The sequence below is a fragment of the Bradyrhizobium sp. NAS96.2 genome, assembly GCF_001908235.1.
Classification (GTDB): Bacteria; Pseudomonadota; Alphaproteobacteria; order Rhizobiales; family Xanthobacteraceae; genus Bradyrhizobium.
On record NZ_LGHK01000193.1, the window covers coordinates 1 to 24,596 of the forward strand.

Here is a 24,596-nt window from a genome sequence, read left to right on the forward strand (position 1 = left end):
GCGGCTCGCCACGGTCGGGCGTGAAGCCGGTGAGCGGATCACTGCGGCGTTCGGCGATCGGCGGCGGGGGCCGGCGCAGCTCGTCGGCGAAGGAGGGCCGTGCCTGTCGCGGCGGCAATTCGGGCTCGGGAAGTTCGAAATTGTCTGAGCGGGCGGCTTCGCTCTCGTTCCAGGCGGCATCCGGCAGCGGCGCCACGCGCGGTGGCGCGGCGTCCGTCGCGACGGCCGGGCGGCTCGACATCTGATCGCGGCCGGGCATGGCGCGCACGATGTTCGGCTCGACCACGATGTCGGTCGGGCCACCGATCATCAGGAGATGCTCGATGTTGTCGCGGCGGACCAAGACCAGGCGGCGGCGGCCGTCGACGGCGGCAGCGTCAATCACCGCCAACCGCGGCATGCGGCCGCGATTGGCGTTGGCGCCAAGCCGGTTTCCAGCGAAGCGGCGGACGAGCCATGCGGTGACGCCAATCAGCGCCAGCACGACGACGAATGCCAAGACGAATGTAATGACCTGCATATTGGAGTCCCCGGCCATCTTGGCCTTCCTCAGCTTCCGCCATCAACGAGCGCGGATTGATAGGTGCGGTTTTACGCAGCGAATCGCGCCCGAGATTCGCCTTATTTCTTAATTCCCAGCGGCTTGCAGCCGACTGTTCTATTAATAAACCAAGAATCGCTTGTCCCAAAACGACTTCTAAGCGCCCCACGCTGTCTCGGTTTGTGCTGGTTAACGCAGCATTCGTGGCGAAAATGCGCTCGCAGGCCGCAGTTGCGGCGTTCTCCACGGATCCATCCGGCATTTTAACCACCCGTTAACCATACACCGGGCAAATTCTGCCTACCTCGGGGGTCCCCAGAGGTTAACGGAGCCGCGGCGATGGCCATGAACGATCTCCCGATCCTGTCGGCGTTGCGCACCAAGATGCAGTGGCACCAGGAGCGCCAGCGGGTGCTCGCCGAGAACATATCCAATTCAGACACGCCGAACTTCCGGCCGCGCGACCTGGTCGAGCCGAAGTTCGACAAGGGCGGCGCCACCGTCGGCGGCGGCATGGGGACGCTGCCGATGATGCAGACCAGCGCCACCCACATGGCGGCCTCCGGCGCACCCGACACCTTCGACAATGATCGCGGCAAGAGCGGGTTCCAGACCCGCCCGGCCGGCAACGCGGTCAATCTCGAGGAGCAGATGCTGAAAGTATCGGCCAACCAGATGGACTTCGCAGCCGCCACGTCGCTCTACAGCAAGAGCCTGCATCTGCTGAAAACCGCGATCGGCAAGGGCTAGGGCATGATCCGGAAAAGTGTGAAGCGGTTTTCCCTCGCGACAAACGCGGAACGCGTTTGCGCGGAGATCATGCCCAAACCTGAAAAGGCTTAACGGCGGCAGGAGGATCCCATGGCAGATGGAACAAGCGACTTCGCCCGCTCGATGAGCATCGCGACCTCCGGCCTGCGCGCGCAGGCGGGCCGGATGCGGGTGATCTCGGAAAATATCGCCAACGCAGATTCGACGGCGCAGACCGCCGGCGGCGATCCCTACCGCCGCAAGGTCCCGACCTTCTCCTCCGCGCTGGATCGCTCGCTCGACGCCCAGGTGGTGACGCTCGGCCGGATCCGGCCCGACCAGTCGTCATTCCGCATCAAGCACGAGCCGGGCAATCCCGCGGCGGACGCCTCCGGCAACGTGAAGTATCCGAACGTCAATTCGATGGTCGAAATGACCGACATGCGCGACGCCCAGCGCTCCTATGAAGCAAACCTCAACATCATCAGCGCGACGCGGCGGATGATCCAGCGCACGCTCGACATCCTCAAGTCCTGACGCAACAAGAACAGGGAACGTAACTCATGGCTACCCCGACAGTCGCCGCCAACGCCTATGCCAGCCTCGCAAAGATGATGGAGCGCGGCGGCGCCGAGAAGGCCGGGCAGGCAGTCGCCGGCCCGTCCTTCAGCGCACTGCTGAAGGACTCCGTCGGCAGCGTGCTGGAAGCAGGCAAGAAGTCCGACGCGCAGACCATGGCGATGGCGTCCGGCAAGGCGAACGTGATGGACGTGGTGACGGCGGTCGCCGACACCGATGTCGCGGTGTCGACGTTGGTCTCGGTGCGCGACCGCGTGATCCAGGCCTATGAAGACATCATGAAGATGCCGATCTGATGTCCGTCAGGACGTCATCCCGGGGCGATGCGCAGCATCGAACCCGGGATCTCGAGATTCCCCGTTGCGCAATTGCGCATCTGAAGTTCGCTTCGCGCCCGGAATGACGAAACAACCAACAGCGAGAATCCAAAATGACCGGCCCTGAAACTCTCGACGTGGCACGCGATGCGATCTGGACCATCGTGATCGTGTCGTCACCCCTGATGGTGGTCGGCCTCGTGGTCGGCGTCGTGGTGTCGCTGTTCCAGGCGCTGACCCAGATCCAGGAGCAGACGCTGGTGTTCGTGCCGAAGATCCTCGCGATCTTCGTCACATTGCTGCTGGCGCTGCCGTTCATGGCGGACTCGCTCAGCAGCCACATGATGCGGATTTCGTCGCGAATCATCGGCGGTTGATGCACTAATGCCGCGGTCATGCGCATCGATGTCTCCCTGCTGCCGGCGCTGGCCGCAATCTTCGTGCTGGTCTTCGCGCGCGTGGGCGCGATGGTGATGCTGCTGCCCGGTTTCGGCGAGAGCAACATCCCGGCGCGGGTCAAGCTGTCGATCGCGCTGCTGCTGACGCTGATCATCCTGCCCCTGCATCGCAATGCCTATCATGTCGACCTGACGTCGATCTCCTCGCTCGGCGTCCTGATGGTGCACGAGCTCATCATCGGCATCGTGCTCGGCGCGACCGCGCGGGTGACACTGTCGGCGCTCAATGTTGCGGGCTCGGTGATCGCACAACAGCTCGGCCTCGGCTTCGTCACCGCGATCGACCCGACGCAGGGCCAGCAGGGCCAGATCATCGGCAACTTCCTCACCATTCTCGGCCTGACGCTGCTGTTCGCCACCGACAGCCACTATCTCGTCATCGCGGCGCTGAGCGAGAGCTACCGCATCTTCTCGCCGGGCGAGATCATGCCGACCGGCGACGTCGCTGCGCTTGCAACCAACGCGTTCTCCGCCGCCTTCAAGATCGGCCTGCAATTGTCGGCGCCGTTCCTGGTGTTCGGCCTCGTCTTCAACATCGGGCTCGGCGTGCTGGCGCGGCTGATGCCGCAAATGCAGGTCTATTTCGTCGGCGTGCCGCTCTCGATCATGGTCGGCTTCCTGATCTTCGCCGTCGTGCTGGCGGCGATGATGAGCACCTATTTCGACTACTTCAACGGCGTCATGCGCCAGCTCGCTCCGATGAATTGATCAGGAGAGAAGATGGCCGACGATACCGAAGACAAAACAGAAGACCCTACGCAAAAACGTCTCGACGAAGCCCTTGAGAAAGGCGACGTCGTCAAGAGCCAGGAGGTCAACACCTGGTTCATCATCGCCGGCGCCACGCTGGTGCTGTCGACCTTCTCGGGCTCGATCGGCGGCGGAATCTTGATGCCGCTGCGCAATTTGATCGCCAATTCATGGATGATCCGCACCGACGGTGCCGGCCTGCTGCAACTGACCCAGACGCTCGGCTACGCCGTGGTCGCCGCGATCGGCGTGCCGTTCCTGATGCTGGCGCTGGCCGCTGTCGCCGGCAACATGATCCAGCATCAGCTGGTGTGGTCGGGCGAGCAGCTCAAACCGAAATTCTCCAAGATCTCGCCGGCTGCCGGTTTCAAGCGGCTGTTCGGCAAGCAGGCGGTGGCGAACTTCCTGAAAGGCCTGTTCAAGCTGATCGCGCTCGGCGTCGTGATGGTCATGGTGCTGTGGCCCGACCGGATGCGGATGGAATCGTTCCTGCGGGTCGATCCGGCCGAGCTGCTGCCCGCCATCACCAGCATGACGGTGCACCTGATGGCGGCGGTGGTCGCGATCCTCGCCGCGGTCGCGATCGCCGACTACTTCTTCCAGTACCGGACCTGGTACGAGCGTCACAAGATGTCCCTGCAGGAGATGAAGGAGGAGTTCAAGCAGTCGGAAGGCGACCCGCACGTCAAGGGCAGGATCAAGCAATTGCGGGTCCAGCGCGCCAAGAAGCGCATGATGGCGCAGGTTCCAAAGGCCTCGGTGATCATCACCAACCCGACCCACTATTCGGTCGCGCTGGCTTACGACCGCAGCATGTCGGCGCCGATCTGCGTCGCCAAGGGCGTCGACGTCCTCGCGTTCAGGATCAGGGAGATCGCCACGGAGCACGATATTCCGATCGTGGAGAACGTGCCGCTGGCCCGGGCGCTCTATGCCACCGTCGACATCGACAAGGAAATCCCGGTCGAGCACTATCATGCGGTTGCCGAAATCATCGGCTACGTGATGCGGCTGAGGCGCGGCCTGTCCGGCCTGCGTCAGTAAGGGGCGGAAAACCGCCTGAAATGCGCGTAACTTGCGAAATTGCCGCCTGATGGACTTGCGTTTTCGGGTCCGATTCAGGCACTCAGGAGCAAGGTGGCCGGCCGGTCGCCTTCGTGATGCAGACGAGCCATGTCTCTCCAGATGACCGCCGATAGCAACGATTCTCCCGTGACCGAGCCGTTCGTGGCTCACGGGCCAGCCCGGCGGAGCGGCAGCATCCTGCTGGTGGTGCTGATCGCGATCGGCATCGTCGCGGTGGCGGTCTGGCTCATGACCATCGGCCGCACCCAGGCGCAGCCCTATATCCTCGGCGTGCTGGCGCTGCTGGCCACCGCCGGGCTGTTCAACCTGTTCGCCTTGGCCGCAGGCATCATCCGCTTCTCCGACCGCGCCACCGACGACCCGGTGATGGCGCGGATCGCCGACCAGGCCCAGGAGGGGCTCGTCGTCACCGACTCCCGCGGCCATGTGGTCTATTCCAATGCCGCCTATCTGACGCTGACCGGCGCGGCCGGACCGCAGGACGTCCGTCCGGTCGAGCGCGTCTTCATCGGCAACCCCGACGTCTCCGAGGCGGTGTTCCGCCTCCTGAAGGCCGCGCGCGAAGGCAAGCGGCAGCAGGAGGAGGTTCGCGTCGCCGGGCACGACGCCGGGCACGGTGGGCAAGGCCGCTGGCTGCGGCTGCGGGTCCGCCCGCTCGGCGAGGGCAAGCGCGATGCCAGATACGCGGTGTGGTCGATCGCCGACATCACCCGCGACCGCGAGCGCCAGGAAGACGTGTTCCAGGAGCTGCGGCACGCGATCGAATATCTCGATCATGCGCCGTGCGGCTTCTTCTCGGTCAATCCGGCCGGCGAGATCGCCTATGTCAACGCGACGCTCGCCAACTGGCTGGATTACGATCTGGCCGAGATCGGCTCGGGCGGGCTGAAGCTGACCGACATCGTGTCGGGCGACGGCGCGGCATTGTTGACCTCGATCGCGGCCGTGCCGGGTGAGGTCAAGACCGAGGTATTCGACATAGACCTGCGCATGCGCGGCGGCAAGACCGTGCCGGTGCGGCTCTATCACAAGCTCGCCTTCGGCGCCGACGGCGCAGCGGGCGCCTCGCGCACGCTGGTGATCAGCCGCGCCCGCGACGAGCATTCCGATCCGGAGCGCGCCGCCGAGGTGCGCTTCATGCGTTTCTTCGACCATACGCCGATGGCGATCGCGACCGTCGATCGCGGCGGCAATGTGGTCGGCGCCAATGCGCGCTATGCCAAGCTGGCGCAGGGCCTGAATGGCGATGGCGGCGCCGCCAAGTCGATCTTCCGCGCGGTCAATCCGCGCGACCGTGGCCTCTTGATCGCCGCGATCAACCAGGCCGCCGAAGGGCAGGGCGATATCGCGCCGGTCGAGGTGATGCTGGACGGGCCGAAGGAGCGTTTCGCCCAGTTCTTCGTCACGACGGTCGAGAAGGACGAGCGCGACGCCGAGACCGCGATTGTTTACATGCTCGAGATCACCGAGCGGCGTGCGCTGGAAAACCAGATCAACCAGTCGCAGAAGATGGAGATGGTCGGCCAGCTCGCCGGCGGCATCGCGCACGACTTCAACAACGTGCTGTCGGCCATCATGATGGCCAACGACTTCCTGCTGAACGCGCACAAGCCGACCGACCCGTCGTTCCAGGACATCATGCAGATCAAGCAGAACGCGACCCGCGCCGCGACGCTGGTGCGGCAGCTGCTGGCGTTCTCGCGCCGCCAGACGCTGCGGCCGCAGGTGCTCGATCTCGGCGATGCGCTGTCGGATCTCACCATGCTGCTGCGCCGGCTGATCGGCGAGAAGGTCAAGCTCGACCTCGTGCACGGCCGCGATCTGTGGCCGGTGAAGGTCGACGTCTCGCAGTTCGAGCAGGTCGTGGTCAATCTCGCGGTCAACGCCCGCGACGCGATGCCCGACGGCGGCAAGCTGATTATCCGCACCGCCAATGTGCCGACCGAGGAAGCAGCTCAGCTCGCCAACAAGGGCATGCCGGCGGCGGACTATGTGAAGATCGAGATCTCGGACACCGGCACCGGCATTCCGCACGAGATCATCGACAAGATCTTCGAGCCGTTCTTCTCGACCAAGGAAGTCGGCAAGGGCACCGGCCTCGGCCTGTCCACGGTCTACGGCATCGTCAAGCAGACCGGCGGCTTCGTCTATGTCGATTCCGTGCCGGGCGGCGGCACCACGTTCCGGATCTATCTGCCACGCCATCGCCAGGAGCAGGAGGTCGCACCCGAGGCCCATGCCGGCAATGGCGTGACCAAGGAAGCCGCCGCCGCGGAAGCCGCCAAGCCGAAACCGGATCTCACCGGGCAGGGCACCATCCTGCTGGTCGAGGACGAGGATGGCCTGCGCTCGCTGAATGCGCGCGGTCTGCGCTCGCGCGGCTACAGCGTGATCGAGGCGGCCAACGGCGTCGAGGCGCTGGAGGCGTTCGAGGAGAAGAACGGGGCCGTCGATCTCGTCGTCTCCGACGTCGTGATGCCGGAGATGGACGGGCCGACGCTGCTGAAGGAAATGCGCAGCCGCAATGCCGAGCTGAAGATCATCTTCGTCTCCGGCTATGCCGAGGATGCGTTCGAGAAGAGCCTGCCGGAGAACCAGCAGTTCGCCTTCCTGCCGAAGCCGTTCACGCTGACGCAGCTGGTCGCCGCGGTGAAGGAAACCATGACGGCGAACTAGCCGGTTGCCGCCGCAACTGCCTTCGCTTCTCGCAAGTGCGAGGTGAAAATTCCACTGCAACTGCGATTGAAACCGGGCCTCATCTCGCGCTAGGACGCGTTGTCGCGGCCACAAGGCCCATAGTGTCACATCGCCGCGACCGAGGGCCGCAGCCGCGGTTCCCGTTTCCCGCTTCACTTTTGTCAGGCCCTGCCCATCTTAGGGGCGGCGTTTCCCCATGCCGGGGAATCCTTTGAGGAAACCAACATGAATTTCTCGCAACGCACGCGTGGAATTGTTCGGGCGATCGCCGTCGCGATGGCGCTGGCGCTGCCTGTGATGATGACCGTCTCGGCGGCCGACGCCCGCGTCGGCGGTGGCGGCTCGCGCGGCTCGCGGACATTCTCCGCGCCGCCCTCGACCAACACCGCGCCGGGTTCGGTTGCGCCGATGAACCGCACCTTCAGCCAGCCTGGTAGCCCGGGCATGAGCTCGCCGGCTGCCGCGAACTCCGGCGGCCTGTTCGGCCGCGGCGGAATGGGGCGCGGCCTGCTCGGCGGCCTGGCCGCGGGCTTCCTCGGCGCCGGCCTGTTCGGCATGCTGTTCGGCGGCGGCCTGTTCTCGGGTCTCGGCGGCCTGTCGTCGATGCTCGGCCTGCTGCTGCAGATCGGCCTGATCGTGCTCGTGGTCCGGCTCGCGATGTCGTGGTGGCAGCGCCGCAATGCGCCGGCCGCCGCTTACGCTGGCGGACCCGACGTCGGCCCCGGCCCGCAGGCGAATGCCCGCTCGGGCTTCGGCTTTGGCCTCGGCGGCGGATCGAACGCGCCGGTCGAGATCGCGCCTGCCGACTATGAGACGTTCGAGCGGCTGCTCGGCGACATCCAGACCGCGTGGTCGAACGAGGACATTGCGAAGCTGCACACGCTCGCGACGCCGGAAATGGTGTCGTACTTCTCCAGGGATCTCGAGGAGAACAAGGCGCGCAACGTCACCAACAAGGTGGCCAATGTGAAGCTCTTGCAGGGCGATCTGGCGGAAGCCTGGCGCGAAGGCGACAGCGAATACGCGACGGTCGCGATGCGCTACGCGCTGGTCGATACGATGCTGGAGCGCGGCACCGGCCGTCAGGTCAGCGGCGGACAGCCGGAGGAGGTCACCGAGGTCTGGACCTTCGTGCGCCAACGCGGCGGCAACTGGGAGCTTTCGGCGATCCAGCAGACCAATTGAGCGATGGTCTGATAAGACGAACACAAGGCGCCGCGGCATCATCCGCGGCGCTTTTGTTTTGTGCGTTCATTGCCGTATCGTGGCGCCGGAATATCCGGACCGGCCGCGGGTTGATGTCAGCGGACCATAACAACCATCGGGAGGATGGAATGAAGTCTGCAAAAATCGCGGTTCCCGCCTGTCTTGCGTTCGTCGTCATGGCCGCGCCGCCGGCTGGCGCGCAGACCGCCGACACCAGCTTCTTCGTGACCAGCAACGGCATCGGCAATGGCGGCAATCTCGGCGGCCTCGCCGGCGCCGACAATCATTGTCAGACCCTGGCGCAGGCCGCGGGCTTCGGCGCGCCGAAGACCTGGCGGGCCTATCTCTCGACCCAGGCGGCCGATAGCAAGCCCGCAGTGAATGCGCGCGATCGCATCGGCAAGGGACCGTGGAAGAATGTGAAGGGCGTCGTGGTCGCCAAGGACGTCGCCGACCTGCACAGCGCGAACAACAATCTCACCAAGCAGACCGCGCTGTCCGAGAAGGGTGAGGTCATCAACGGTGCCGGCGATACGCCGAACCGCCACGACGTGCTGACGGGATCGCAGGCCGACGGGACCGCGTTCGCGGCCGGTGAGGACCGCACCTGCAAGAACTGGACAAGCAGCACGCAGGGCGCTGCGATGGTCGGGCATTTTGACCGCAAGGGGCTGCGCGACGACGAGCCGTCAAAATCCTGGAACACGTCGCATCCCTCGCGCGGCCCGGATGGCGGCTGCTCGCAGGCCGATCTGAAGAGCACCGGCGGCGACGGCCTGCTGTACTGCTTCGCGGCGAATTGAGAGGGCAGGAACTGCTTGTGAGAATCCATCGTCATTGCGAGGAGCGTTAGCGACGAAGCAATCCATCTGTCCGCATACGCGGGGCGATGGATTGCTTCGCTTTGCTCGCAATGACGGGGGCACTCAGCTCTTCTTGCGCTTGGTCTTCTTGGCTGCCTTCGTCACCGTCTTCTTTGCCGTCTTCTTTTTCTTCGCGGTTTTCTTCTTTTTCGCGAAATAGGCCTCGACCTTCTTCGAGGAATGTCCGACCTCGGCGACAGCGGCCTTGAGCCGGGCAGGGGTCACCTTGAACTTCTTCGACCAGTAGCGGACCTCGTAGGGTTCGCTGATCGCGATCCGGGCGCGATCGGCGGCCATGTGGCGCTGCTCCTTGAAATAGGCTTCCACCTTCTTCGCGGAGTGCCCGACCTTCTTGACGGCGGCCTTGAGCTTCGCCGGCGTGACCTTGAACTTCTTGGACCAGTACGCAACTTCGTAGGACTCGCTCAGCGCGATCAGGGCGCGATCCTGTGTGCCCCGCTTCTTCTTGTTGTCCGCCATAAGTTGATCCTTCATCGAAGACTCGATGCTGGAACCTTAGCGGTCTCCGCGCGGTCCGGACCGGCGGCCCGGGTGCGATGGACGATTGGGCCGCGGCGCGGCTACGATCGCGGTGAAGAGCACGACGCTGCGAATTTTTTGGAGGTAAGTGCATGCACTATCAACTTTACTACTGGCCGATGATCCAGGGCCGCGGCGAATATGTCCGCCTCGCGCTCGAGGATGCGGGCGCCGGCTACACCGACGTCGCGCGCGGCAAGGGCGGCACCGGCGCCATGATGAAGATGATGGACGCGCACAAGGGCACGCCGCCCTTTGCGCCGCCCTTCCTCAAGGCCGGCAGTCTCGTGATCGGACAGACCGCCAACATCCTGCTTTATCTCGGCGCGCGTCACGGCTTGGCGCCGAAGGCGGAGGCGGGGAAGCTCTGGGTGCATCAGCTGCAGCTCACGATCACGGACTTCGTGCTGGAGATCCACGACACCCATCATCCGCTCGGCCCGTCGCTGTATTACGAGGACCAGAAGGCGCCGGCCAAGAAGCGCACGGAAGAATTCTGGGTGTCGCGGGTGCCGAAATATCTCGGCTATTTCGAGGACCTGGTCGCGGCAAATGGCGGCGGCTTCGTCACGGGCCGTCGACTGACCTATGTCGACCTGTCGCTGTTCCAGATCGTGGAAGGCCTGCGCTACGCCTTTCCGAAGCGGATGGCCGCGTTCGAGAAGAAGGTCCCGCGCCTGATCGCGCTGCGCGACCGCGTCGCCGAGCGGCCGAACATCAAGGCGTATCTGGCGAGCGAGCGGCGGATTCCGTTTAACGAGGAGGGAATCTTCCGGCGCTACAAGGCGTTGGATACGTGATCGCGGTCACCTGTTCCGCCCATCCACCGGCGTCATCGTGATCTTCGACAGATCGATGCCGTCGATGCAGCTGACATTCAGCGCCACGATGTCGGTGCCATCGGGTTTCTTGCCGCGCGCGAACACGTCGACGCCGCAATCGACGCAGAGCTGGTGGCGGATCGCATGGCGGTTGAAGAGATATTCCTTCAGGTTCTCGGCGCCGGCGCGGAGCTGGAAGCTCGACGGCGGCATGAACACGAAATGCAGGCCCTTCTTGGTGCAGATCGAGCAGTTGCAGGCGGTCACCATCGCCATGTCGGTGGTGCATTCGAAGCGTACCTGGCCGCAATGGCAGCCGCCGGTGTAGATCTTGCTCTCTGCCATGACGGCCGGTCCCTCACCACAGTCCGGGCACCAGACGATAGCGCACCCGCGCTGCATAGTCAGCATAGCCTGACAATCCCGCCATCAGCGTACGCTCCTCGATCCCGGTGCGGAACGCGAACATCGCGAAGAACACCGGCACGAAGGCAAGGCCCCACCAGGAGCCGAGCGTCAGCGGCACGCCGATGAAGAACAGCATCACGCTCGCATACATCGGATGCCGCACCAGCGCGTAGGGACCGGTCGAGATCACGTGATGGTCGCGCTCGGTCTGCACCTTGACGACCGGTGCTGCGAACGAATTGGTGCGGAACACCCACAGGATCAGCACGGTCGAGAGCAGATACAGCGCGAGGCCGAGCACGATCAGCGGCACGCCGGCATTGGCACCGCCAAAGCGGCGATCGAGCCCCATCGCGACGAACCACAGCACGGCGATGACCAGGAACACCAGCATGAAGCGCTTGTCCTCGGCGGGCTGGCCCTCGCGTGTGGTGAGACGCATGCGCTCGGCCAGCAGGCCGGGATCGACCTTGGCAAGCCACAGCCCGCAGGCCGGGCCGATCAGCGCCGAGGCGATCAGATAGGCCCACGCGCCGGGCCAGTGCAGCGTGCCGGCGAAGGCAAACAGCAGCGCGGCCATGGCGAGGACGAAGAACGTATTCTGCAGGAGGAGCTTTGCGATCATGGGTGGCTCCGTGATTCCAGCAGTGATTATCGCACTGTTTCTCCGGCAAACATGCGACCGCAGCCATCAACTTTCGGAGCAGGCGAGCTGTTCCAGCGCCGCAACCGTAGGGCCTCTGCATTGACAGTCGTATAAGCAATTGCTTATATATTCGCATGACCACCGCCATGCAGCTGACCAATGTGCTCAAGACCCTTGCTGACCCGACGCGGCGGGCGGTGTTCGAGCGGATCATCCGGGAGGGCGAGATCGCTGCGACCGGGCTGGTGCAGGGCTCAAAGGTGTCGCAGCCGGCGGTGTCGCAACATCTGCGCGCGCTGCGTGACGCCGGGCTCGTTGCCGAGCGGCGCGAGGGCCGGCACATCCATTATCGCGTCGCGCCAAAGGGGCTCAGCCCGCTGATCGACTGGCTCGGCCATTACGAGACGTTCTGGGCCGAGCGCTTCGCAAATCTGGAACGGCTGTTGAAGGAGAGTGAGTGATGGGTGAGACGCACGCGATCACGGTCGAGAAGGTGCTGCCTTACGCCGCCGACAGGATCTGGCGGACGCTGACCACAAGCGAATTGCTAATGAAATGGCTGATGCCGAACGATTTTCAGCCGCGCGTCGGACACCGCTTCAATTTCCGCACCAAGCCGATGGGCGACTGGGACGGCGTCGTGCATTGCGAGGTGCTGGATTGCGATCCGCCGCGCCTGCTGCGCTATTCCTGGAAGGGCGGCGCCGACACCAATCCGGACTACGGCTCGAAGCTCGACTCCGTGGTCACCTGGACGCTGACGCCGGTCGAGGGCGGCACGCATGTCCGCATGGTGCATGACGGCTTCGTCTTCCCCGGCAATCGCTTCGCCTTCGACATGATGAGCCCGGGCTGGGGCAAGATCGTCGATGCGATCGGGCGCGTCACCGCGGAAGCCTAGGGCACTTTCCGTTCCGATTTGAATCGGAACGGAGCTCTTGATTCTAGTCTTGATACGTTGCCTTCACGCGAACCGGTATCCACTTCGCTCGAACCCGCTCGAACGGCTCACTCGTTGTTGCCGCGCCGTACCGTGATCGAGGCGTCGGTCCTGTTGCGCGTGCATTCGAGATTGATACGGCGATAGCGCATGTTGATGGTATTGCCGCGCAGGATGCCCATGCGCTTCAGGCAGCGTGAGGTGCCTGTGGTGGCGTCGTCCTTCGGCACGGTGAAGATCAGCGCCGTGGCGGAGCCGACCAGGTTGAAGAACTCCGGCTTCATCTTGCGATCGGTCTTGGCATACAGCTCGATCGCATAGTCCTTGCCGCGGCAACCGAGCGACAATTCCTTGGCGGCCGGATGTGTGAGGTATGTGATGTTGGCGGCGCTGAAATTGACCTTCAGTCCGTCGATCTGGCCGGCGAGCTGCTTGGCGATGTCGACGCAGGGATCGGCCTGCGCGGGTGCTGCGGCGAAGGCCGGCGCCAGCGCGATCAGCGCGCCGGGCAGGGTGGAGCGGATGCCCAAAGGCAAGCGTCGGCGCAACGGTGCTGTCACGAAATACCCCCGCGGTACGAAAATACGCGAAGTTACATGCAGGCTCCCGCGCAGCGCGTCAATATGGCCCGTCGGTCAGGACGTGCACTTGCCGTCCTGTGCCTTGGAGGCACCGGCGGCGCGGCGCTCGCAATCATTGCCGTAGGTCTTGCCGTCACAGCCGCACACCGGCTTGTAGATCTTGTTGCAGATCGTCGGCCGGAACGCGCAGGTGCCGGTCTGGTCGGCCCGGCCGCAGCTGCCGGGTTTGAACTGGCAGAACTGGCCGCGACTGCTGCATTGCAGGCCGGCAAGGCCGCCGCAGGACTTGCCGAGGCGTGCTGCATCGGCACCGCTCGGGAGCGCGATCAGCAAGGCCAGCGCCGCAAACCGGACGAAAAGCGCTGTCTTCATGAAGGCCTCCTGATGGCTTCCCTGGCCGTTTGGCGGTGTGCTGCACGTTGTGGCAACCCGAGATTACCGAGGGATGAAACCTAGCACGTGGATTGCCGGCCCCGCGCATGGCTGGAAGGCGGCCGGCTTCCCTTTCCTTTGCCCGAAAAAGGCTTAGAACGGCTCTACATTGCCGGCGGCCGTGCGGCCGGACCGGGCCTTTCGAAACCGACGAGCAGCTCATGAACGCCCCCTCAGCCTTTCCCGACCAGCAGAAGCCCGTTCCGCCCTACAAGCACACCCCGCTGTTCCCGCTTGGTGCCGACACCACGCCCTACAAGAAGGTGACGAGCGAGGGCGTCCGGGTCGAGAAGGTCCTGGGCAAGGATATGCTGGTGGTGTCGCGGGAGGCGCTGCGGGCGCTGTCCGAGGCCGCATTCGGCGACATCAACCACTATCTGCGGCCGGGCCATCTGAAGCAGCTCCGCTCGATCCTCGAGGACAAGGAAGCCAGCGACAACGACAAGTTCGTCGCCTTCGACTTCCTGAAGAACGCCAACATCGCCGCCGGCGGCGTGCTGCCGATGTGCCAGGACACCGGCACCGCGATCATCATGGGCAAGAAGGGCTGCAACGTGATCACCGATGGCGAGGACGAAGCCGCGCTGTCCGAAGGCGCGCGCGATGCCTATCTGCGCCGCAATCTGCGCTATTCGCAGGTCGCTCCCTTGTCGATGTATGAGGAGAAGAACACCGCCAACAACATGCCGGCGCAGTGCGAGATCTACGCCGAGGGCGACGATGCCTACAAGTTCATGTTCATGGCCAAGGGCGGTGGCTCCGCCAACAAGAGCTTCCTGTTCCAGGCAACGCCCTCGGTGCTGACCAAGGACCGGCTGCTGGCGTTCCTGAAGGAGAAGGTGCTGACGCTCGGCACCGCGGCGTGCCCGCCGTACCACCTTGCGATCGTGATCGGCGGCACCTCGGCCGAGCTCTGCATGAAGACCGTGAAGCTGGCCTCGGCGCGCTATCTCGATGCGCTGCCGACCCACGGCTCGGCCGACGGCAATGCGTTCCGCGATCTCGAGATGGAGCAGGAAATCCTCAAGATGACGCAGTCGCTCGGCGTCGGCGCGCAGTTCGGCGGCAAATACTTTTGCCACGACGTGCGCGTGATCCGCATGCCGCGCCACGGCGCCTCGCTGCCGATCGGGCTCGGCGTGTCCTGCTCGGCTGACCGCCAGGTGCTCGGCAAGATCACCAAGGACGGCGTCTATCTCGAGGAGCTCGAGCACAACCCGGCGCAGTATCTGCCCGCGGTCGAGCAGTCGCTCGGCGGCGATGTGGTCAAGATCGACCTCAACAAGCCGATGAAGGAAATCCTCGCGACGCTATCGCAATATCCGATCAAGACCCGCGTCTCGATGACCGGCACCATGATCGTCGCGCGCGACTCCGCGCATGCCAAGCTGCGCGAGCGGCTGGAGAAGGGCGAGCCGCTGCCGGATTATTTCAAGAACCACCCGGTCTACTACGCCGGTCCCGCCAAGACGCCCGATGGCTACGCGTCCGGCGCGTTCGGCCCGACCACCGCCGGCCGTATGGATTCTTTCGTCGACCAGTTCCAGGCCGCGGGCGGCTCGATGGTGATGGTCGCCAAGGGCAATCGTGCCGTCGCGGTGCGCGAGGCGTGCAAGAAGCACGGCGGCTTCTATCTCGGCTCGATCGGCGGCGCCGCGGCGAACCTCGCCGAGCACTGCATCAAGAAGGTCGAGGTGGTCGAGTATCCCGAACTCGGCATGGAAGCGATCTGGCGCATCGAAGTGGTCGACTTCCCGGCCTTCATCATCATCGATGACAAGGGCAACGACTTCTTCAAGGAATTGAATCTGGGTTGAGGGCGATCGGCCTCGACGGATTCTCGAAAGGCTGGGTCGCCGTCATCACCGACGGCGACCGGCGCACGATTTCCTTTCACAGCGACATTGCGGACGCGTTGTCGCGTCCGTTCGATCGTGCCGGGATCGACATCCCGATCGGCATGACCGATGATGGCGAGCGCGGCTGTGACCGTCTCGCCCGCGGGCGGCTGCGCCCGCACACCTCGCGCGTCTTCACCGGTGCGCGGCGCTGGCTGTGGCAGGAGTTTCAAGACCCCGACAAGGCGAACAGGGAAGCGCGGCGCCGCGGCCAGACCGCCGTCTCGCGCCAGCTCTGGCACCTCGGCAACAAGATCATGGAGGTGGATGCGTTCGTCCGCGCGAACGCCGAGCGCGACATCCGCGAGGTGCATCCCGAACTGGTGTTCCTGCGGCTGAACGGCGGCGCGCCGCTGCCGCGCAAGAAATCGGAGGAAGGCGATACGCTCCGCCGCAAGCTGCTCAAGCACTCAGGCTTTCACGACATCGATCGCTGGCTCACCGAGACGCGGATCGGCAGCGGCGCTAAGCGCGACGATGTGCTGGATGCCTGCGCGGTGGCACTGGCCGCCCATGAACCAAGCGGCTGCGTTCCCGAGGGACTGCAGCCGCTGGATGGACATGATCTGCCGATGCAGATCTGGTTCTAAACGCGTTTTCGAGCGAAGTGGACACCGGTTCGCGTGAAGAAAACGCGTCAAAGAAAGAGTTGGAGCTTCGGTTCTGATTCAATCAGAACTGAGGCTCCGGATAGATTGCTTACGCGCGCGAGCCAGTGAAGGGGAAGCTGCCCATCGGGCCGATGCCCATCTCGCCGGAGATGCCGTCGCCTGCGACCTTGCCGGAGAATTCGAGCGTCAGCGGCATCGGGTTGGTGATGGAAACCTTCCAGGAGACGTCGTCGCCGTTCACAGTGCCGTCGAAGATTTCGGTGGAGTTGCCCTCGGCGCCCTGCGTGCCGGTGAGCGTGCCGCCCGAGCTCGAAAGCGACAGCGTCGCCTTGCGCTCGCCCATCGGCGTCGTCATCGTGAGATTCCAGTTTCCGTCCACCGCCATTGATGTATCCCCTCGGTTATTTAGAGCGTGCGCGGGTATAGCCCATCTTGCCGGGCGCGCCTAGTTCGCGGCTGCGGCGATCAGGCGCGGGCTGTGGCGCGCAGCCGCTTTCCGACCAGGAAGCGGAACGCGACGTACTGGATCGCGAAGGCCCCGATCTTCGCGCCGAGCAGCACCACCGACACGTAGAACGCCCACAGCTTGATGTCGCCGGTCGCCGCGACCGCGATGGTGCCGGCGGCGAGGATGAACATCAGCCCGGCCCAGGCATAACCGGCGAGGGTGGCGTATTCCGGAATGGTCTCGGTCACGATCGGCGGCAGATAGCGCAGCATCCAGCCGCGCTTGAGCATGATCGCGCCGATCGCGATGTGGCCGATCGCAGGCTTCGCCAGCACGAAGCGCGGATCGTTGGTGAGCAGCGTCGCGCCGCCCAGCACGATCACCAGCGCAAGGCTCGCCCAGGTCATGTAGCTGAGCGCCTGTCCCTTCACGTGCGCATAGATCACTTGCGCGATTGCCCCCGCGATCGCAACGCCGGTCGCGATCAGGACATTGTCGGTGGCGAGATAGACCACCAGGAACACGATGGTGGAGAGGAAGTCGCTCGCGAGCCTGGCAAATACGCTCTTCATCGTCGTGGTTTCCGTTTCCTCTGACGTGTTGATCGTTCTGGTCGTGGTGGCCGCGTTCAGTGCGAGGGCAGCGCGCCGGCCGGCGGCGTGCCGTCCTTGGCCATGCGATATTGCGGATACCAGCGGGTGAAGCAGACCGCGGCGTTGCGTGCGGCGAAAGCAACCAGCAGGCCTGTCCAGAGCGGCAGGGCCGGCACATAGAGCACCGCCACGTTGCTGATCAGCATCAGCAGCGTCGCAGCGGTCCAGGCTCCGGTGATCAGGTAATTGGCGGTGACAAAGCCGGACTGCTTCGCGATCTCCGCATCGACCTGTTCGACCGCATATTGCCGCGTGAAGGGATGGCCGATCAGGATCGAGCCGAGCGACACCAGCAGGATGCCGGCATCAACCGCGATCTTCACGGCGATCATGCTTGCCGTCGCATCCACGAAGGTGAGGTAGAAGCCGATCGCGGTGAACACGATCACCGAGCCGACGCCGAGGATCTTGATGCTGCGGCCGCGCGCGATATCGAACGCGATGACGGCAAGGCAGATCAGTGCGGCACAGAGCAGGCTCACCGTGGCCGAGGTCACCAGCATCAGCGTGGCGAAGGCGCCGTAGGGAGCGAGGATCAGGAAGATCGTCATTGTGAGCCTCGAGGGCTAATCTTTACAACGTAAAGATACCCTAGAGGCGGGCAAGGAGAGCGTCAAGCGAAATCTTTACAGTGTCAAAATCGTGATGCGCTGACAATAATTGAGGAGTTTCAATGCCGTGAAGTGTTCTGAGCGACCGTCGCTTTCTCAGCGTCGTCATGCCGGGGCTTGCTCCAGCCATCCCCGCCTTTTCCTGCAAGCGGCGACAAAGACGAGGATGCCCGGGACAAGCCCGGGCATGACAGTGACGGGAATCGTGCGTGGCAGCTACTCCGCCCCGACCCAATTGCCGTGGAATCCATCCGGTACGCGATGGCCGAGATGGACCAGCGCCGCCGGGCCCGCCTCGACATCCTGCGCGTTGAACACGGCGAGGTCGCTGCGGTTTTCGCGGGCGCGCCAGACCACCGCGAGCAGCCAGCCGTCGCCTTCCTCGGCATCGGCGCCGCGCTCGACGAACACCGGCTCGGAGATCGTATCCCCGGCGGGCAGGAGATAGTGGCCGAGCCGCTTGCCACGGCCGTCGACATGCACGATGCCCGACAGCGCACCGAACATCGGCAGGTCAGGGTTGGCACAGGCGTACCAGCCGTGATTGCTCGCAAATCCGGCGCGGCGATCGTCGACGCGGGGGAATTCGCCGGTGAGGTCGTCGAGATAGGTTTGCGTGAAGCGATCGGTGTTGCCGGAAAGGTCGAAAGTCCAGCGGCAATAGCGCGCGCGGTTTTTCTTCGGATCGGTCGGCGAGCCGTCGGGATGGTTGAACAGCGGTGCTTCCTCGAACTGCATGACGTCGGCGATGATGCGGTTGCCGTCTTCCCACGCGTTCATGACATGGAAGACGTAGCAGGTCTCGGCGCGGAACCAGACGATGTCCTTGGATGAGCCGCTGCGCTTCATGACGCCGACATAGGCGCCTTTCTCGGGCTCCCAGGCGTAGGGCGCCTGTCCGCGCATCGCGCGTTGCATGCTGCCGGTGATCGGCAGGATCGGAAACAGCACGTGATTCTCGGTGACGATGAAGTCGTGCACCATGCTGGCATAGGGCGCCTCGAAGCGCTCGAACCGCGTCACCACGCCGGATGAGCTCACCGCACCGTACGACAGCGCCGGCGTCAGCGGACCCGCGGCGTTGTAGCCGAAGAACACCATTTCGCCGGTGACCGGATCGATCTTGGGATGCGCACTGAAGGGGCCCGATATCGCGCCCTGGTAGTCGCAATAGCCGAGGCGATTGAGCGTGCCGGGCTCGATCTCGGTCGGCAGATGGCCTTCCTCGAGCGCGAGCAGGCGGCCGCCGTGGAAGATGATGTTGGTGTTGGCGACGCCGCCATCGGTCGTGGTCGTGGCCGGCGCATCCGGTATCTTGCGGCCGAAGCCGCCGAACAGTGCGCGGCCCGCGTCGTGCTCGGCCTGCCATTTCGGGGTACGGACCCAGCGGTTGCGGTAGCTGGCGCGGCCGTTCTCTAGATGGAAGGCGTGCAGCATCCCGTCACCGACGAACCAATGCGCGCCCGGCGCCTCGAATTGCGGATTGGGGCCATTGCGGTACAGCGTGCCGTTGAGTTCGCGCGGCAACTCGCCGGTGATCTTCAGGAACGGCGCATCGGCTTCAAACGGGATCGGCGCCAGATTGGATCGCGCCGTGTTCGAGGTGACCTGGTCGAGCATTCGCATCTCCCTCCATTATGATCTTTACATCGTAAAGATATCAGTAGGGATGACGCCTTCGATCGTCAAGCAAAATCTTTACAGTGTAAAAATTGCGACATATAACGGCGTCATGGCAAGATTATCCGAGGAAAACAAAGCGACTCGCCCGGTGCGGGCTCCGACGCGCCGGGTTGCGCGGGTAGGTGCGGACCGTCCGGCGTCGCGGCGCAAGGCTAATGACACGCCGTATCATCACGGCGATCTGCATGAGGCGCTGCTCAGGGCCGCCGAGCGCGTGCTCGAGCGTGATGGACTGGCGGGACTGACCTTGCGCGCGGTGGCGCGCGAGGCCGGTGTGTCGCACGCAGCTCCCACGCATCATTTCGGTGATCTCACCGGCCTCGTCAGCGAGCTTGCCGCGATAGGCTTTCGCCAGTTCAACGCGGCGATGATCGCGGCCGGTGCGTCCGGTGCCACGCCGAACGAGAAGGGGCTGGCACGCGCGAAGGCCTATATCGCCTATGCGCAGGCGCATCCCGGCATGTACGGGCTGATGTTCCGCACCGAGCGGCTCGACATGAAACGGCCGTCGCTGCACGAAGCGGCGAATACCTCGTTCGCCGGCCTCGCCGGCTCGATCGGCGAAAGCCGTCACGAGCAGATCCACGAACGGGCGCTGTCGCTCGACCAGGCCGCGGCGATCGTGCGTGCCTGGTCGCTGGTCCACGGCTTCACGATGCTGCTGCTCGACGGACGCCTGACCGACGTGTTGAACCGGATGCCGCCGGGCAATACCGTGGAGATGCTGCTCGAGGCGATGCTGAGGGGGGCGGTCAACAAGCCGCCCGGGTGCTAGCCAAGGCTTGGTCCGGAAAGTGTGTATGCGGAGATAGTATGAGCGGGAAGATACATACATACGACGTGAAAGTGACGTGGACCGGCAATGTGGGCAACGGCACGAAGGCTTATCGAGATTACAAGCGCGACCATGAGATAATGGCGGCCGGCAAACCGACCATCGCCGGGTCTTCCGATCCGAGCTTTCGAGGCGACCGCACGCGGTGGAACCCGGAAGACCTGCTCGTCGCGGCGTTGTCCGCCTGCCATAAGCTCTGGTACCTCGGGCTTTGTGCGCAATCCGGCGTGAACGTCTTGTCCTATGAGGACGATGCGCGCGGCACCATGGTCGAGGAAGCGGGGGGCGCGGGGCAGTTCACAGCAGTCGTTCTCCGCCCCAGAATCGTGATCGATGCTTCATCGGATATCCAGGTCGCCCGCGAGCTGCACCACAAAGCGCACGAACAATGCTTCATTGCGAGATCGGTGAATTTCCCGGTCGAGAACCAACCGGACATCACCGTCGCCGCTTGAACGATCTCAGCACATCTAGCGCCTTGTCAGCGACGTGGTGCGGCCGCTCTGGCCGATCGTCTTGACCTGATCCGCGCCGCATTTGAAATCGCGGGCGAAGTCGTCGGCGGCCTGCCGCGCCAGCTCGTTGGCGTTGGGATTGGCCGCGACGTCGACATAGGCAACATGACAGACATCGCCCGGCGGCAGCCGCGTCACCGCGAGCATCGCCCGTGAGACCGGGCCGCCGCGCTTGTCCTGCTCGCTGTTGTCGGCGATCTGCCAGCGCTGGATGATCGCGAAGGGTTTGCTGCCCGCGGCACGCCATTCGACCGTATCGCCGGTCGAGCTGAACGGGCCGAACCAGGCCTGCGCCGCCGGTTCCTTCGCCGCAGCCGCACGGTTTCGGCCGACCGAAACCACTTCGCGCAGGTCGCCCTCGTTGATCAGCACCACGAGGCCGGATTTCCCCGGGCAGACCCGCGTGGTGCTGCCGTCCTCCTCGTTGGGCTTGCCGATCATGCGGCAGGCCTTCGGCGCGGTCGAGGTGTAGCTGCTGCTGATCGTCTCAGAGGCAGCCTGACCGGGATTTGCGCAGGCCAGCGCCATAACGGCTGTTGCAAAAGCAAGGTATTTCATCGGGGGAAACCTGCGATCCGGACGTTACTTTGTGTCTGACATATGCAATCTGGGGAAGGTTCAACAGACACGCGGGAAACACCTGACAGGCGCGCGAAATCGTCCTAGAAGGGCGGCTTCGCAACTTTGTCGCGTGCGCCCCGGCGTGCCGTAGCCTCGATCATCATGCCCGCATCATTATCGCACAAGCCCTATCGCGTTGGTCGTTCCCGTACCGGCCTCGGCCTTTTCGCCACCAAGCCGATCAAGAAAGGCACCAAGATCATCCGCTATTTCGGGCCGTTGCTCGACTCGAAGAAGAAGGATGAGGACGCGATCGAGAACAAATACCTGTTCGAGCTCACCAACCGCTGGACCATCGACGGCTCGATCCGCGAGAACGTCGCCCGCTACATCAACCACGCCTGCCGGCCGAACGCGGAATCCGACGTCAAGCCCCGCAAGCGCAAGGTGTTCATCCGCGCCATCAAGGACATCGAGCCGGGCGACGAGATCAATTACGATTACGGAACCGACTACTTCAAAGCCTATCTGAAGCCGATCGGCTGCAAATGCGATGCCTGCGAGAAGAAGCGCAAGAAGAAGCGCGCGGAGGCGAGGGCGGAGCGGCTGCGGCTGAAGGAAAAGGCCGAACGGAAGGCCAAGCGCGAGGCCGAGAAGCTTGCCGAGACGCGGGCTACGCAGCGGAAGGCCAGCGCGAACAAGGCCGCCAAGGCAAACGGCAAGGCTTCTAACGGCAAGACCGGCAACGGCAGGACCCTGAATGGCCAGGCCCTGAACGGCAAGCACCTCAACGGCCACAGCCTCACTGCCGCAGCCGGCAAGCGCGCGGTCCCTTCAAAGCGCGGCGCCGCGCGTCCGCTGCAAGCCTGAGTCCCGAGACCGATCCTGTTCGACGATCGCTATGATGCGCGCGCCGGATGGCGCGCGGGTCGCGGCACGTAGGCGCATTCGGCGAGCGTGGTTCCGTCGAGCTCGCGCATGAAGGCCTCGCGGGCCGCGGCGAGCCTTGCCTTCAGCCGGCAGCGCGGCAGCAGCACGCAATCCCCGCCATCATCCCTGAAACATTCGACCAGCGCGCTGCCGCCTTCCAGCGCACGGACCACTTGCCCGAGGGTGATGGTCTCCGCCGGCCGCGCCAGCGAAAACCCGCCGCCCGCGCCGCGCTGGGTCGCGATGAAGCCGGCCTCTGCGAGGTCGCGCACCACCTTGGCGAGGTGATTGCGGGAGATGCCGAACTCCGCCGCGATCTCGCTGGTGGCGAACGAGCGGTCCGGCTCGCCGGCCAGCCGCATCAGCGCGCGGAGCGCAAAATCCGTGAATGAAGTCAGGCGCATGGAAGCCCTTCGAAATCAGCACTTGGCGGATCAGCTATAGCAGTTTAAATAGGCATTTAAAATGCATATTTAGGATATGAGCGATGACAGGAGCAGAGCGCCGCGAGCAGATCACCGCCGAGATCGTCGCGCGGACCGGGATCACCGAGGCCATGATCGCGCAGCTGGTGCACGCCTTCTACGCAAGGGTGCGCAAGGACCCGATGATCGGACCGGTGTTCGAGGCCAGGATCAGCAATTGGGAGCCGCATCTGGCCCAGATGTGCGCGTTCTGGTCGTCGGTCGCGCTGATGACCGGGCGCTATCACGGCACGCCGATGGTCAAGCATATGCCGCTGCCGATCGATGCCGCGCATTTCGATCGCTGGCTCGAACTGTTCGAGGCGGCCGCGCAGGAGCTGTGCCCGCCGGTCGCGGCGGAGCATTTCATCGATCGCGCGCGCCGTATCGCCTCGAGCCTCGAGTTGGGGGTCGCCAGCGGGCAGGGCGTGATGCTGGCGGTTGGCGAACGTTACAGGCGAAGCGAAGCAGGAGCAGTGCAATGAGGAACAGGGCGAAGGCGATCGCGCGTGCCATCGACGGCGCGTGGTTTCATCAGGATCAAGCCGATCCGTTTTCCGGCAGCAGCCTGGTGCCGATGCTGATCATCGGTCTGGCGCTGACCTTTGCGGGCATGATTGTTGCAGTGGCGTTGAGCTGACAGAAGAGAACGGCCGCCGCGTTTGCCGCGACGGCCGCCCTATCGCGCTGTATTCGACTTTAAGCTGCGACCGTCTCATCACTGCGGCGCAGGCCGACATATTGCAGCTCGGCGAACACGCCGGTGGCGATCGCCTGGGCGAGGATCACGATCGTCCCGAAGAGGTTCGGCGACACCGCGCCCGAGAGCAGCAGCGCGATGCTGCCGAGCGTCCAGGCCGCGTTGCCGGCGACCACGAGGATCACCGGGCCCTTCGGCAGCGAGGTTCGCGCGCCGAGCCAGCCGACCAGCGCGGTGTAGGCGATCAGGAACAGCCCGGTCTCGCGCAGCAGCGCTTCCGGCAGGCCAAGCAGCGAGGCCAGCGCGCTGGTGTCGAGCACCATCGCTATGGCGGATACGCCGCTGAACACGGCATCGGCAAGCAAAGCGCGGCGCAGCAACTGGGAGGAGTGGATCATGGCAGCATCTCCTTGGGTTGGGACGGGGGTGGTCAGCGGAACAGGGACTGCAGCTGACGCCATAGCCAAGGCGGGCACAGCGCCTTGCCGACCCTCATCTCGACCGCATAGACCCGCGCGAACACGAACAGGCCGGTCGCGTGCACAAGCGGCTGGGGCATGTTGAGCGAGCGCGCGACCAGCCAGGTGGCCAGATGGACCAGCCACGGGATCAGGACGGCGAAGGCGCGGATAAGGGACAGCATCAGCATGGTCATCTCCTGTGCCGTGGAAGATGAGCCGCCCCGCGCGCCAATTCGATTACCTCAGGCGTAAAAAATTAGCCTGTTCGAAGGTGTTCGATGTCGTTCGTCTGGCAGGCAAAACCCCTTGAAAAACAGGTGTTTCTGCGTACATCGGTGTCCGTCACTGTTTGTTCTCCGCCGCCTCCAGCCGACCGATTTGTTGGTATTTTTGTTGGTATCGGAAGAACAAACGTTCTCGGTAGAATTCCGATATGCAGAACGAAAAGAACAGAGCCGATGGCACGCGACAAAGGCGAGTACGCCAATCCCGGGCAGATCAGGACCGACGTCGACTGCCGCGCCGCCAAGCCGAAGTTTGAGAAGGGTGCGTGGCGAGCTACCAAAATCTCTGACGCGACCGGCGGCGGTCTCTATCTCTTGATCACGCCG

Annotated in this window: 33 protein-coding genes; 19 read left to right on the forward strand and 14 right to left on the reverse strand. The window is 64.3% G+C overall.

Annotated features, from left to right (window positions below):
- Positions 1-520: flagellar biosynthetic protein FliO (locus AC628_RS33015; RefSeq protein ID WP_210190294.1), on the reverse strand; the 520-nt coding region annotated here is incomplete at its 3' end.
- A gap of 360 nt (positions 521-880) precedes the next feature.
- On the opposite strand from AC628_RS33015, the gene flgB reads away from it, so the two are divergent.
- From flgB to AC628_RS33060, 9 genes are all read left to right on the forward strand, one after another.
- On the forward strand, positions 881-1,291 hold the full coding sequence (gene flgB / locus AC628_RS33020) for a flagellar basal body rod protein FlgB (protein ID WP_074130920.1): 411 nt from the start codon (positions 881-883) through the stop codon (positions 1,289-1,291).
- A 111-nt stretch (positions 1,292-1,402) separates the two neighbouring features.
- Positions 1,403-1,828 (forward strand): flagellar basal body rod protein FlgC, encoded by a 426-nt coding sequence (gene flgC, locus AC628_RS33025; protein ID WP_021077939.1) that lies wholly within the window; start codon positions 1,403-1,405, stop codon positions 1,826-1,828.
- Between the two features lie 26 nt (positions 1,829-1,854).
- Positions 1,855-2,166, forward strand: coding sequence for a flagellar hook-basal body complex protein FliE (gene fliE / locus AC628_RS33030; protein WP_050421136.1), 312 nt, complete (start codon positions 1,855-1,857; stop codon positions 2,164-2,166).
- Between the two features lie 134 nt (positions 2,167-2,300).
- Positions 2,301-2,564, forward strand: coding sequence for a flagellar biosynthesis protein FliQ (gene fliQ / locus AC628_RS33035; protein WP_021077937.1), 264 nt, complete (start codon positions 2,301-2,303; stop codon positions 2,562-2,564).
- An 18-nt stretch (positions 2,565-2,582) separates the two neighbouring features.
- Positions 2,583-3,353 carry a flagellar biosynthetic protein FliR gene (gene fliR / locus AC628_RS33040; protein ID WP_074130921.1) on the forward strand — a complete coding sequence of 257 codons (771 nt, stop codon included), beginning with the start codon at positions 2,583-2,585 and terminating at the stop codon, positions 3,351-3,353.
- Between the two features lie 12 nt (positions 3,354-3,365).
- Positions 3,366-4,439 (forward strand): flagellar biosynthesis protein FlhB, encoded by a 1,074-nt coding sequence (flhB, locus tag AC628_RS33045; RefSeq protein WP_074130922.1) that lies wholly within the window; start codon positions 3,366-3,368, stop codon positions 4,437-4,439.
- 141 nt (positions 4,440-4,580) lie between these two features.
- Positions 4,581-7,157, forward strand: a complete 2,577-nt coding sequence (cckA, locus tag AC628_RS33050) for a cell cycle histidine kinase CckA (protein WP_074130923.1) — start codon at positions 4,581-4,583, stop codon at positions 7,155-7,157.
- Positions 7,158-7,403: 246 nt separating this feature from the next.
- A complete protein-coding gene (locus AC628_RS33055; RefSeq protein WP_074130924.1) occupies positions 7,404-8,363 on the forward strand; it encodes a Tim44 domain-containing protein in 960 nt (319 codons plus the stop codon).
- 197 nt (positions 8,364-8,560) lie between these two features.
- Entirely contained in the window at positions 8,561-9,187 is a 627-nt protein-coding gene (locus AC628_RS33060) for a lectin (RefSeq protein ID WP_245321454.1), read from the forward strand.
- A gap of 123 nt (positions 9,188-9,310) precedes the next feature.
- Here the strand turns inward: AC628_RS33060 and AC628_RS33065 are convergent, their stop codons facing one another.
- Positions 9,311-9,727, reverse strand: coding sequence for a DUF3606 domain-containing protein (locus tag AC628_RS33065; RefSeq protein WP_074130926.1), 417 nt, complete (start codon positions 9,725-9,727; stop codon positions 9,311-9,313).
- 152 nt (positions 9,728-9,879) lie between these two features.
- On the opposite strand from AC628_RS33065, the gene AC628_RS33070 reads away from it, so the two are divergent.
- On the forward strand, positions 9,880-10,587 hold the full coding sequence (locus AC628_RS33070; RefSeq protein ID WP_074130927.1) for a glutathione S-transferase: 708 nt from the start codon (positions 9,880-9,882) through the stop codon (positions 10,585-10,587).
- Between the two features lie 6 nt (positions 10,588-10,593).
- Here the strand turns inward: AC628_RS33070 and AC628_RS33075 are convergent, their stop codons facing one another.
- Together AC628_RS33075 and AC628_RS33080 are read right to left on the reverse strand one after the other, a co-directional pair.
- Positions 10,594-10,953, reverse strand: a complete 360-nt coding sequence (locus AC628_RS33075) for a GFA family protein (protein ID WP_074130928.1) — start codon at positions 10,951-10,953, stop codon at positions 10,594-10,596.
- Positions 10,954-10,966: 13 nt separating this feature from the next.
- Positions 10,967-11,641 carry a methyltransferase family protein gene (locus AC628_RS33080; RefSeq protein WP_050421143.1) on the reverse strand — a complete coding sequence of 225 codons (675 nt, stop codon included), beginning with the start codon at positions 11,639-11,641 and terminating at the stop codon, positions 10,967-10,969.
- Positions 11,642-11,796: 155 nt separating this feature from the next.
- Here AC628_RS33080 and AC628_RS33085 point away from each other — a divergent pair, with 155 nt between their 5' ends.
- Positions 11,797-12,123 carry an ArsR/SmtB family transcription factor gene (locus tag AC628_RS33085; protein WP_074130929.1) on the forward strand — a complete coding sequence of 109 codons (327 nt, stop codon included), beginning with the start codon at positions 11,797-11,799 and terminating at the stop codon, positions 12,121-12,123.
- Positions 12,123-12,563, forward strand: coding sequence for an SRPBCC family protein (locus AC628_RS33090; protein ID WP_074130930.1), 441 nt, complete (start codon positions 12,123-12,125; stop codon positions 12,561-12,563). Before AC628_RS33085 ends, AC628_RS33090 begins: the two co-directional genes overlap by 1 nt.
- Before the next feature lie 107 nt (positions 12,564-12,670).
- Here AC628_RS33090 and AC628_RS33095 read toward each other — a convergent pair whose 3' ends face one another.
- Both AC628_RS33095 and AC628_RS33100 read right to left on the reverse strand, forming a co-directional pair.
- On the reverse strand, positions 12,671-13,132 hold the full coding sequence (locus AC628_RS33095) for a hypothetical protein (protein ID WP_074130931.1): 462 nt from the start codon (positions 13,130-13,132) through the stop codon (positions 12,671-12,673).
- Between the two features lie 105 nt (positions 13,133-13,237).
- Entirely contained in the window at positions 13,238-13,555 is a 318-nt protein-coding gene (locus AC628_RS33100; RefSeq protein ID WP_074130932.1) for a Kazal-type serine protease inhibitor family protein, read from the reverse strand.
- 221 nt (positions 13,556-13,776) lie between these two features.
- Between AC628_RS33100 and AC628_RS33105 the strand changes: the two genes are divergently transcribed.
- Positions 13,777-15,432, forward strand: coding sequence for a fumarate hydratase (locus AC628_RS33105; RefSeq protein ID WP_074130933.1), 1,656 nt, complete (start codon positions 13,777-13,779; stop codon positions 15,430-15,432).
- Positions 15,429-16,103: a DUF429 domain-containing protein gene (locus AC628_RS33110; protein WP_074130934.1), complete on the forward strand. Its 675-nt coding sequence runs from the start codon at positions 15,429-15,431 to the stop codon at positions 16,101-16,103. The genes AC628_RS33105 and AC628_RS33110 overlap by 4 nt, the downstream gene beginning before the upstream one ends.
- 109 nt (positions 16,104-16,212) lie before the next feature.
- On the opposite strand, the gene AC628_RS33115 is transcribed toward AC628_RS33110, so the two are convergent.
- From AC628_RS33115 to AC628_RS33130, 4 genes are all read right to left on the reverse strand, one after another.
- The gene (locus tag AC628_RS33115) at positions 16,213-16,509 is read right to left on the reverse strand and encodes a hypothetical protein (RefSeq protein ID WP_074130935.1); all 297 of its coding nucleotides are present in this window, start codon (positions 16,507-16,509) and stop codon (positions 16,213-16,215) included.
- Between the two features lie 80 nt (positions 16,510-16,589).
- Positions 16,590-17,144 carry an inner membrane-spanning protein YciB gene (locus tag AC628_RS33120; RefSeq protein ID WP_074130936.1) on the reverse strand — a complete coding sequence of 185 codons (555 nt, stop codon included), beginning with the start codon at positions 17,142-17,144 and terminating at the stop codon, positions 16,590-16,592.
- Between the two features lie 56 nt (positions 17,145-17,200).
- Complete coding sequence (locus AC628_RS33125) at positions 17,201-17,776, reverse strand: hypothetical protein (RefSeq protein ID WP_074130937.1); 576 nt, start codon at positions 17,774-17,776, stop codon at positions 17,201-17,203.
- A gap of 276 nt (positions 17,777-18,052) precedes the next feature.
- Complete coding sequence (locus tag AC628_RS33130) at positions 18,053-19,456, reverse strand: carotenoid oxygenase family protein (RefSeq protein WP_074130938.1); 1,404 nt, start codon at positions 19,454-19,456, stop codon at positions 18,053-18,055.
- A 112-nt stretch (positions 19,457-19,568) separates the two neighbouring features.
- On the opposite strand from AC628_RS33130, the gene AC628_RS33135 reads away from it, so the two are divergent.
- Positions 19,569-20,294 carry a TetR/AcrR family transcriptional regulator gene (locus AC628_RS33135; protein ID WP_074130939.1) on the forward strand — a complete coding sequence of 242 codons (726 nt, stop codon included), beginning with the start codon at positions 19,569-19,571 and terminating at the stop codon, positions 20,292-20,294.
- 38 nt (positions 20,295-20,332) lie between these two features.
- Complete coding sequence (locus AC628_RS33140; protein WP_074130940.1) at positions 20,333-20,809, forward strand: OsmC family protein; 477 nt, start codon at positions 20,333-20,335, stop codon at positions 20,807-20,809.
- A 15-nt stretch (positions 20,810-20,824) separates the two neighbouring features.
- Here the strand turns inward: AC628_RS33140 and AC628_RS33145 are convergent, their stop codons facing one another.
- Complete coding sequence (locus AC628_RS33145; protein WP_074130941.1) at positions 20,825-21,427, reverse strand: hypothetical protein; 603 nt, start codon at positions 21,425-21,427, stop codon at positions 20,825-20,827.
- A gap of 165 nt (positions 21,428-21,592) precedes the next feature.
- Between AC628_RS33145 and AC628_RS33150 the strand changes: the two genes are divergently transcribed.
- Positions 21,593-22,300: an SET domain-containing protein gene (locus AC628_RS33150; RefSeq protein WP_074130942.1), complete on the forward strand. Its 708-nt coding sequence runs from the start codon at positions 21,593-21,595 to the stop codon at positions 22,298-22,300.
- 29 nt (positions 22,301-22,329) lie between these two features.
- Here the strand turns inward: AC628_RS33150 and AC628_RS33155 are convergent, their stop codons facing one another.
- A complete protein-coding gene (locus tag AC628_RS33155; protein WP_074130943.1) occupies positions 22,330-22,764 on the reverse strand; it encodes an RrF2 family transcriptional regulator in 435 nt (144 codons plus the stop codon).
- 83 nt (positions 22,765-22,847) lie between these two features.
- Between AC628_RS33155 and AC628_RS33160 the strand changes: the two genes are divergently transcribed.
- Both AC628_RS33160 and AC628_RS44430 read left to right on the forward strand, forming a co-directional pair.
- Positions 22,848-23,309, forward strand: coding sequence for a group III truncated hemoglobin (locus AC628_RS33160; RefSeq protein ID WP_074130944.1), 462 nt, complete (start codon positions 22,848-22,850; stop codon positions 23,307-23,309).
- Positions 23,306-23,464: a hypothetical protein gene (locus AC628_RS44430; protein WP_168193504.1), complete on the forward strand. Its 159-nt coding sequence runs from the start codon at positions 23,306-23,308 to the stop codon at positions 23,462-23,464. Before AC628_RS33160 ends, AC628_RS44430 begins: the two co-directional genes overlap by 4 nt.
- 59 nt (positions 23,465-23,523) lie before the next feature.
- Here the strand turns inward: AC628_RS44430 and AC628_RS33165 are convergent, their stop codons facing one another.
- Complete coding sequence (locus AC628_RS33165; protein WP_074130945.1) at positions 23,524-23,922, reverse strand: hypothetical protein; 399 nt, start codon at positions 23,920-23,922, stop codon at positions 23,524-23,526.
- A gap of 32 nt (positions 23,923-23,954) precedes the next feature.
- Positions 23,955-24,179: a hypothetical protein gene (locus AC628_RS33170; protein WP_074130946.1), complete on the reverse strand. Its 225-nt coding sequence runs from the start codon at positions 24,177-24,179 to the stop codon at positions 23,955-23,957.
- Positions 24,180-24,596 lie beyond the last annotated feature (417 nt).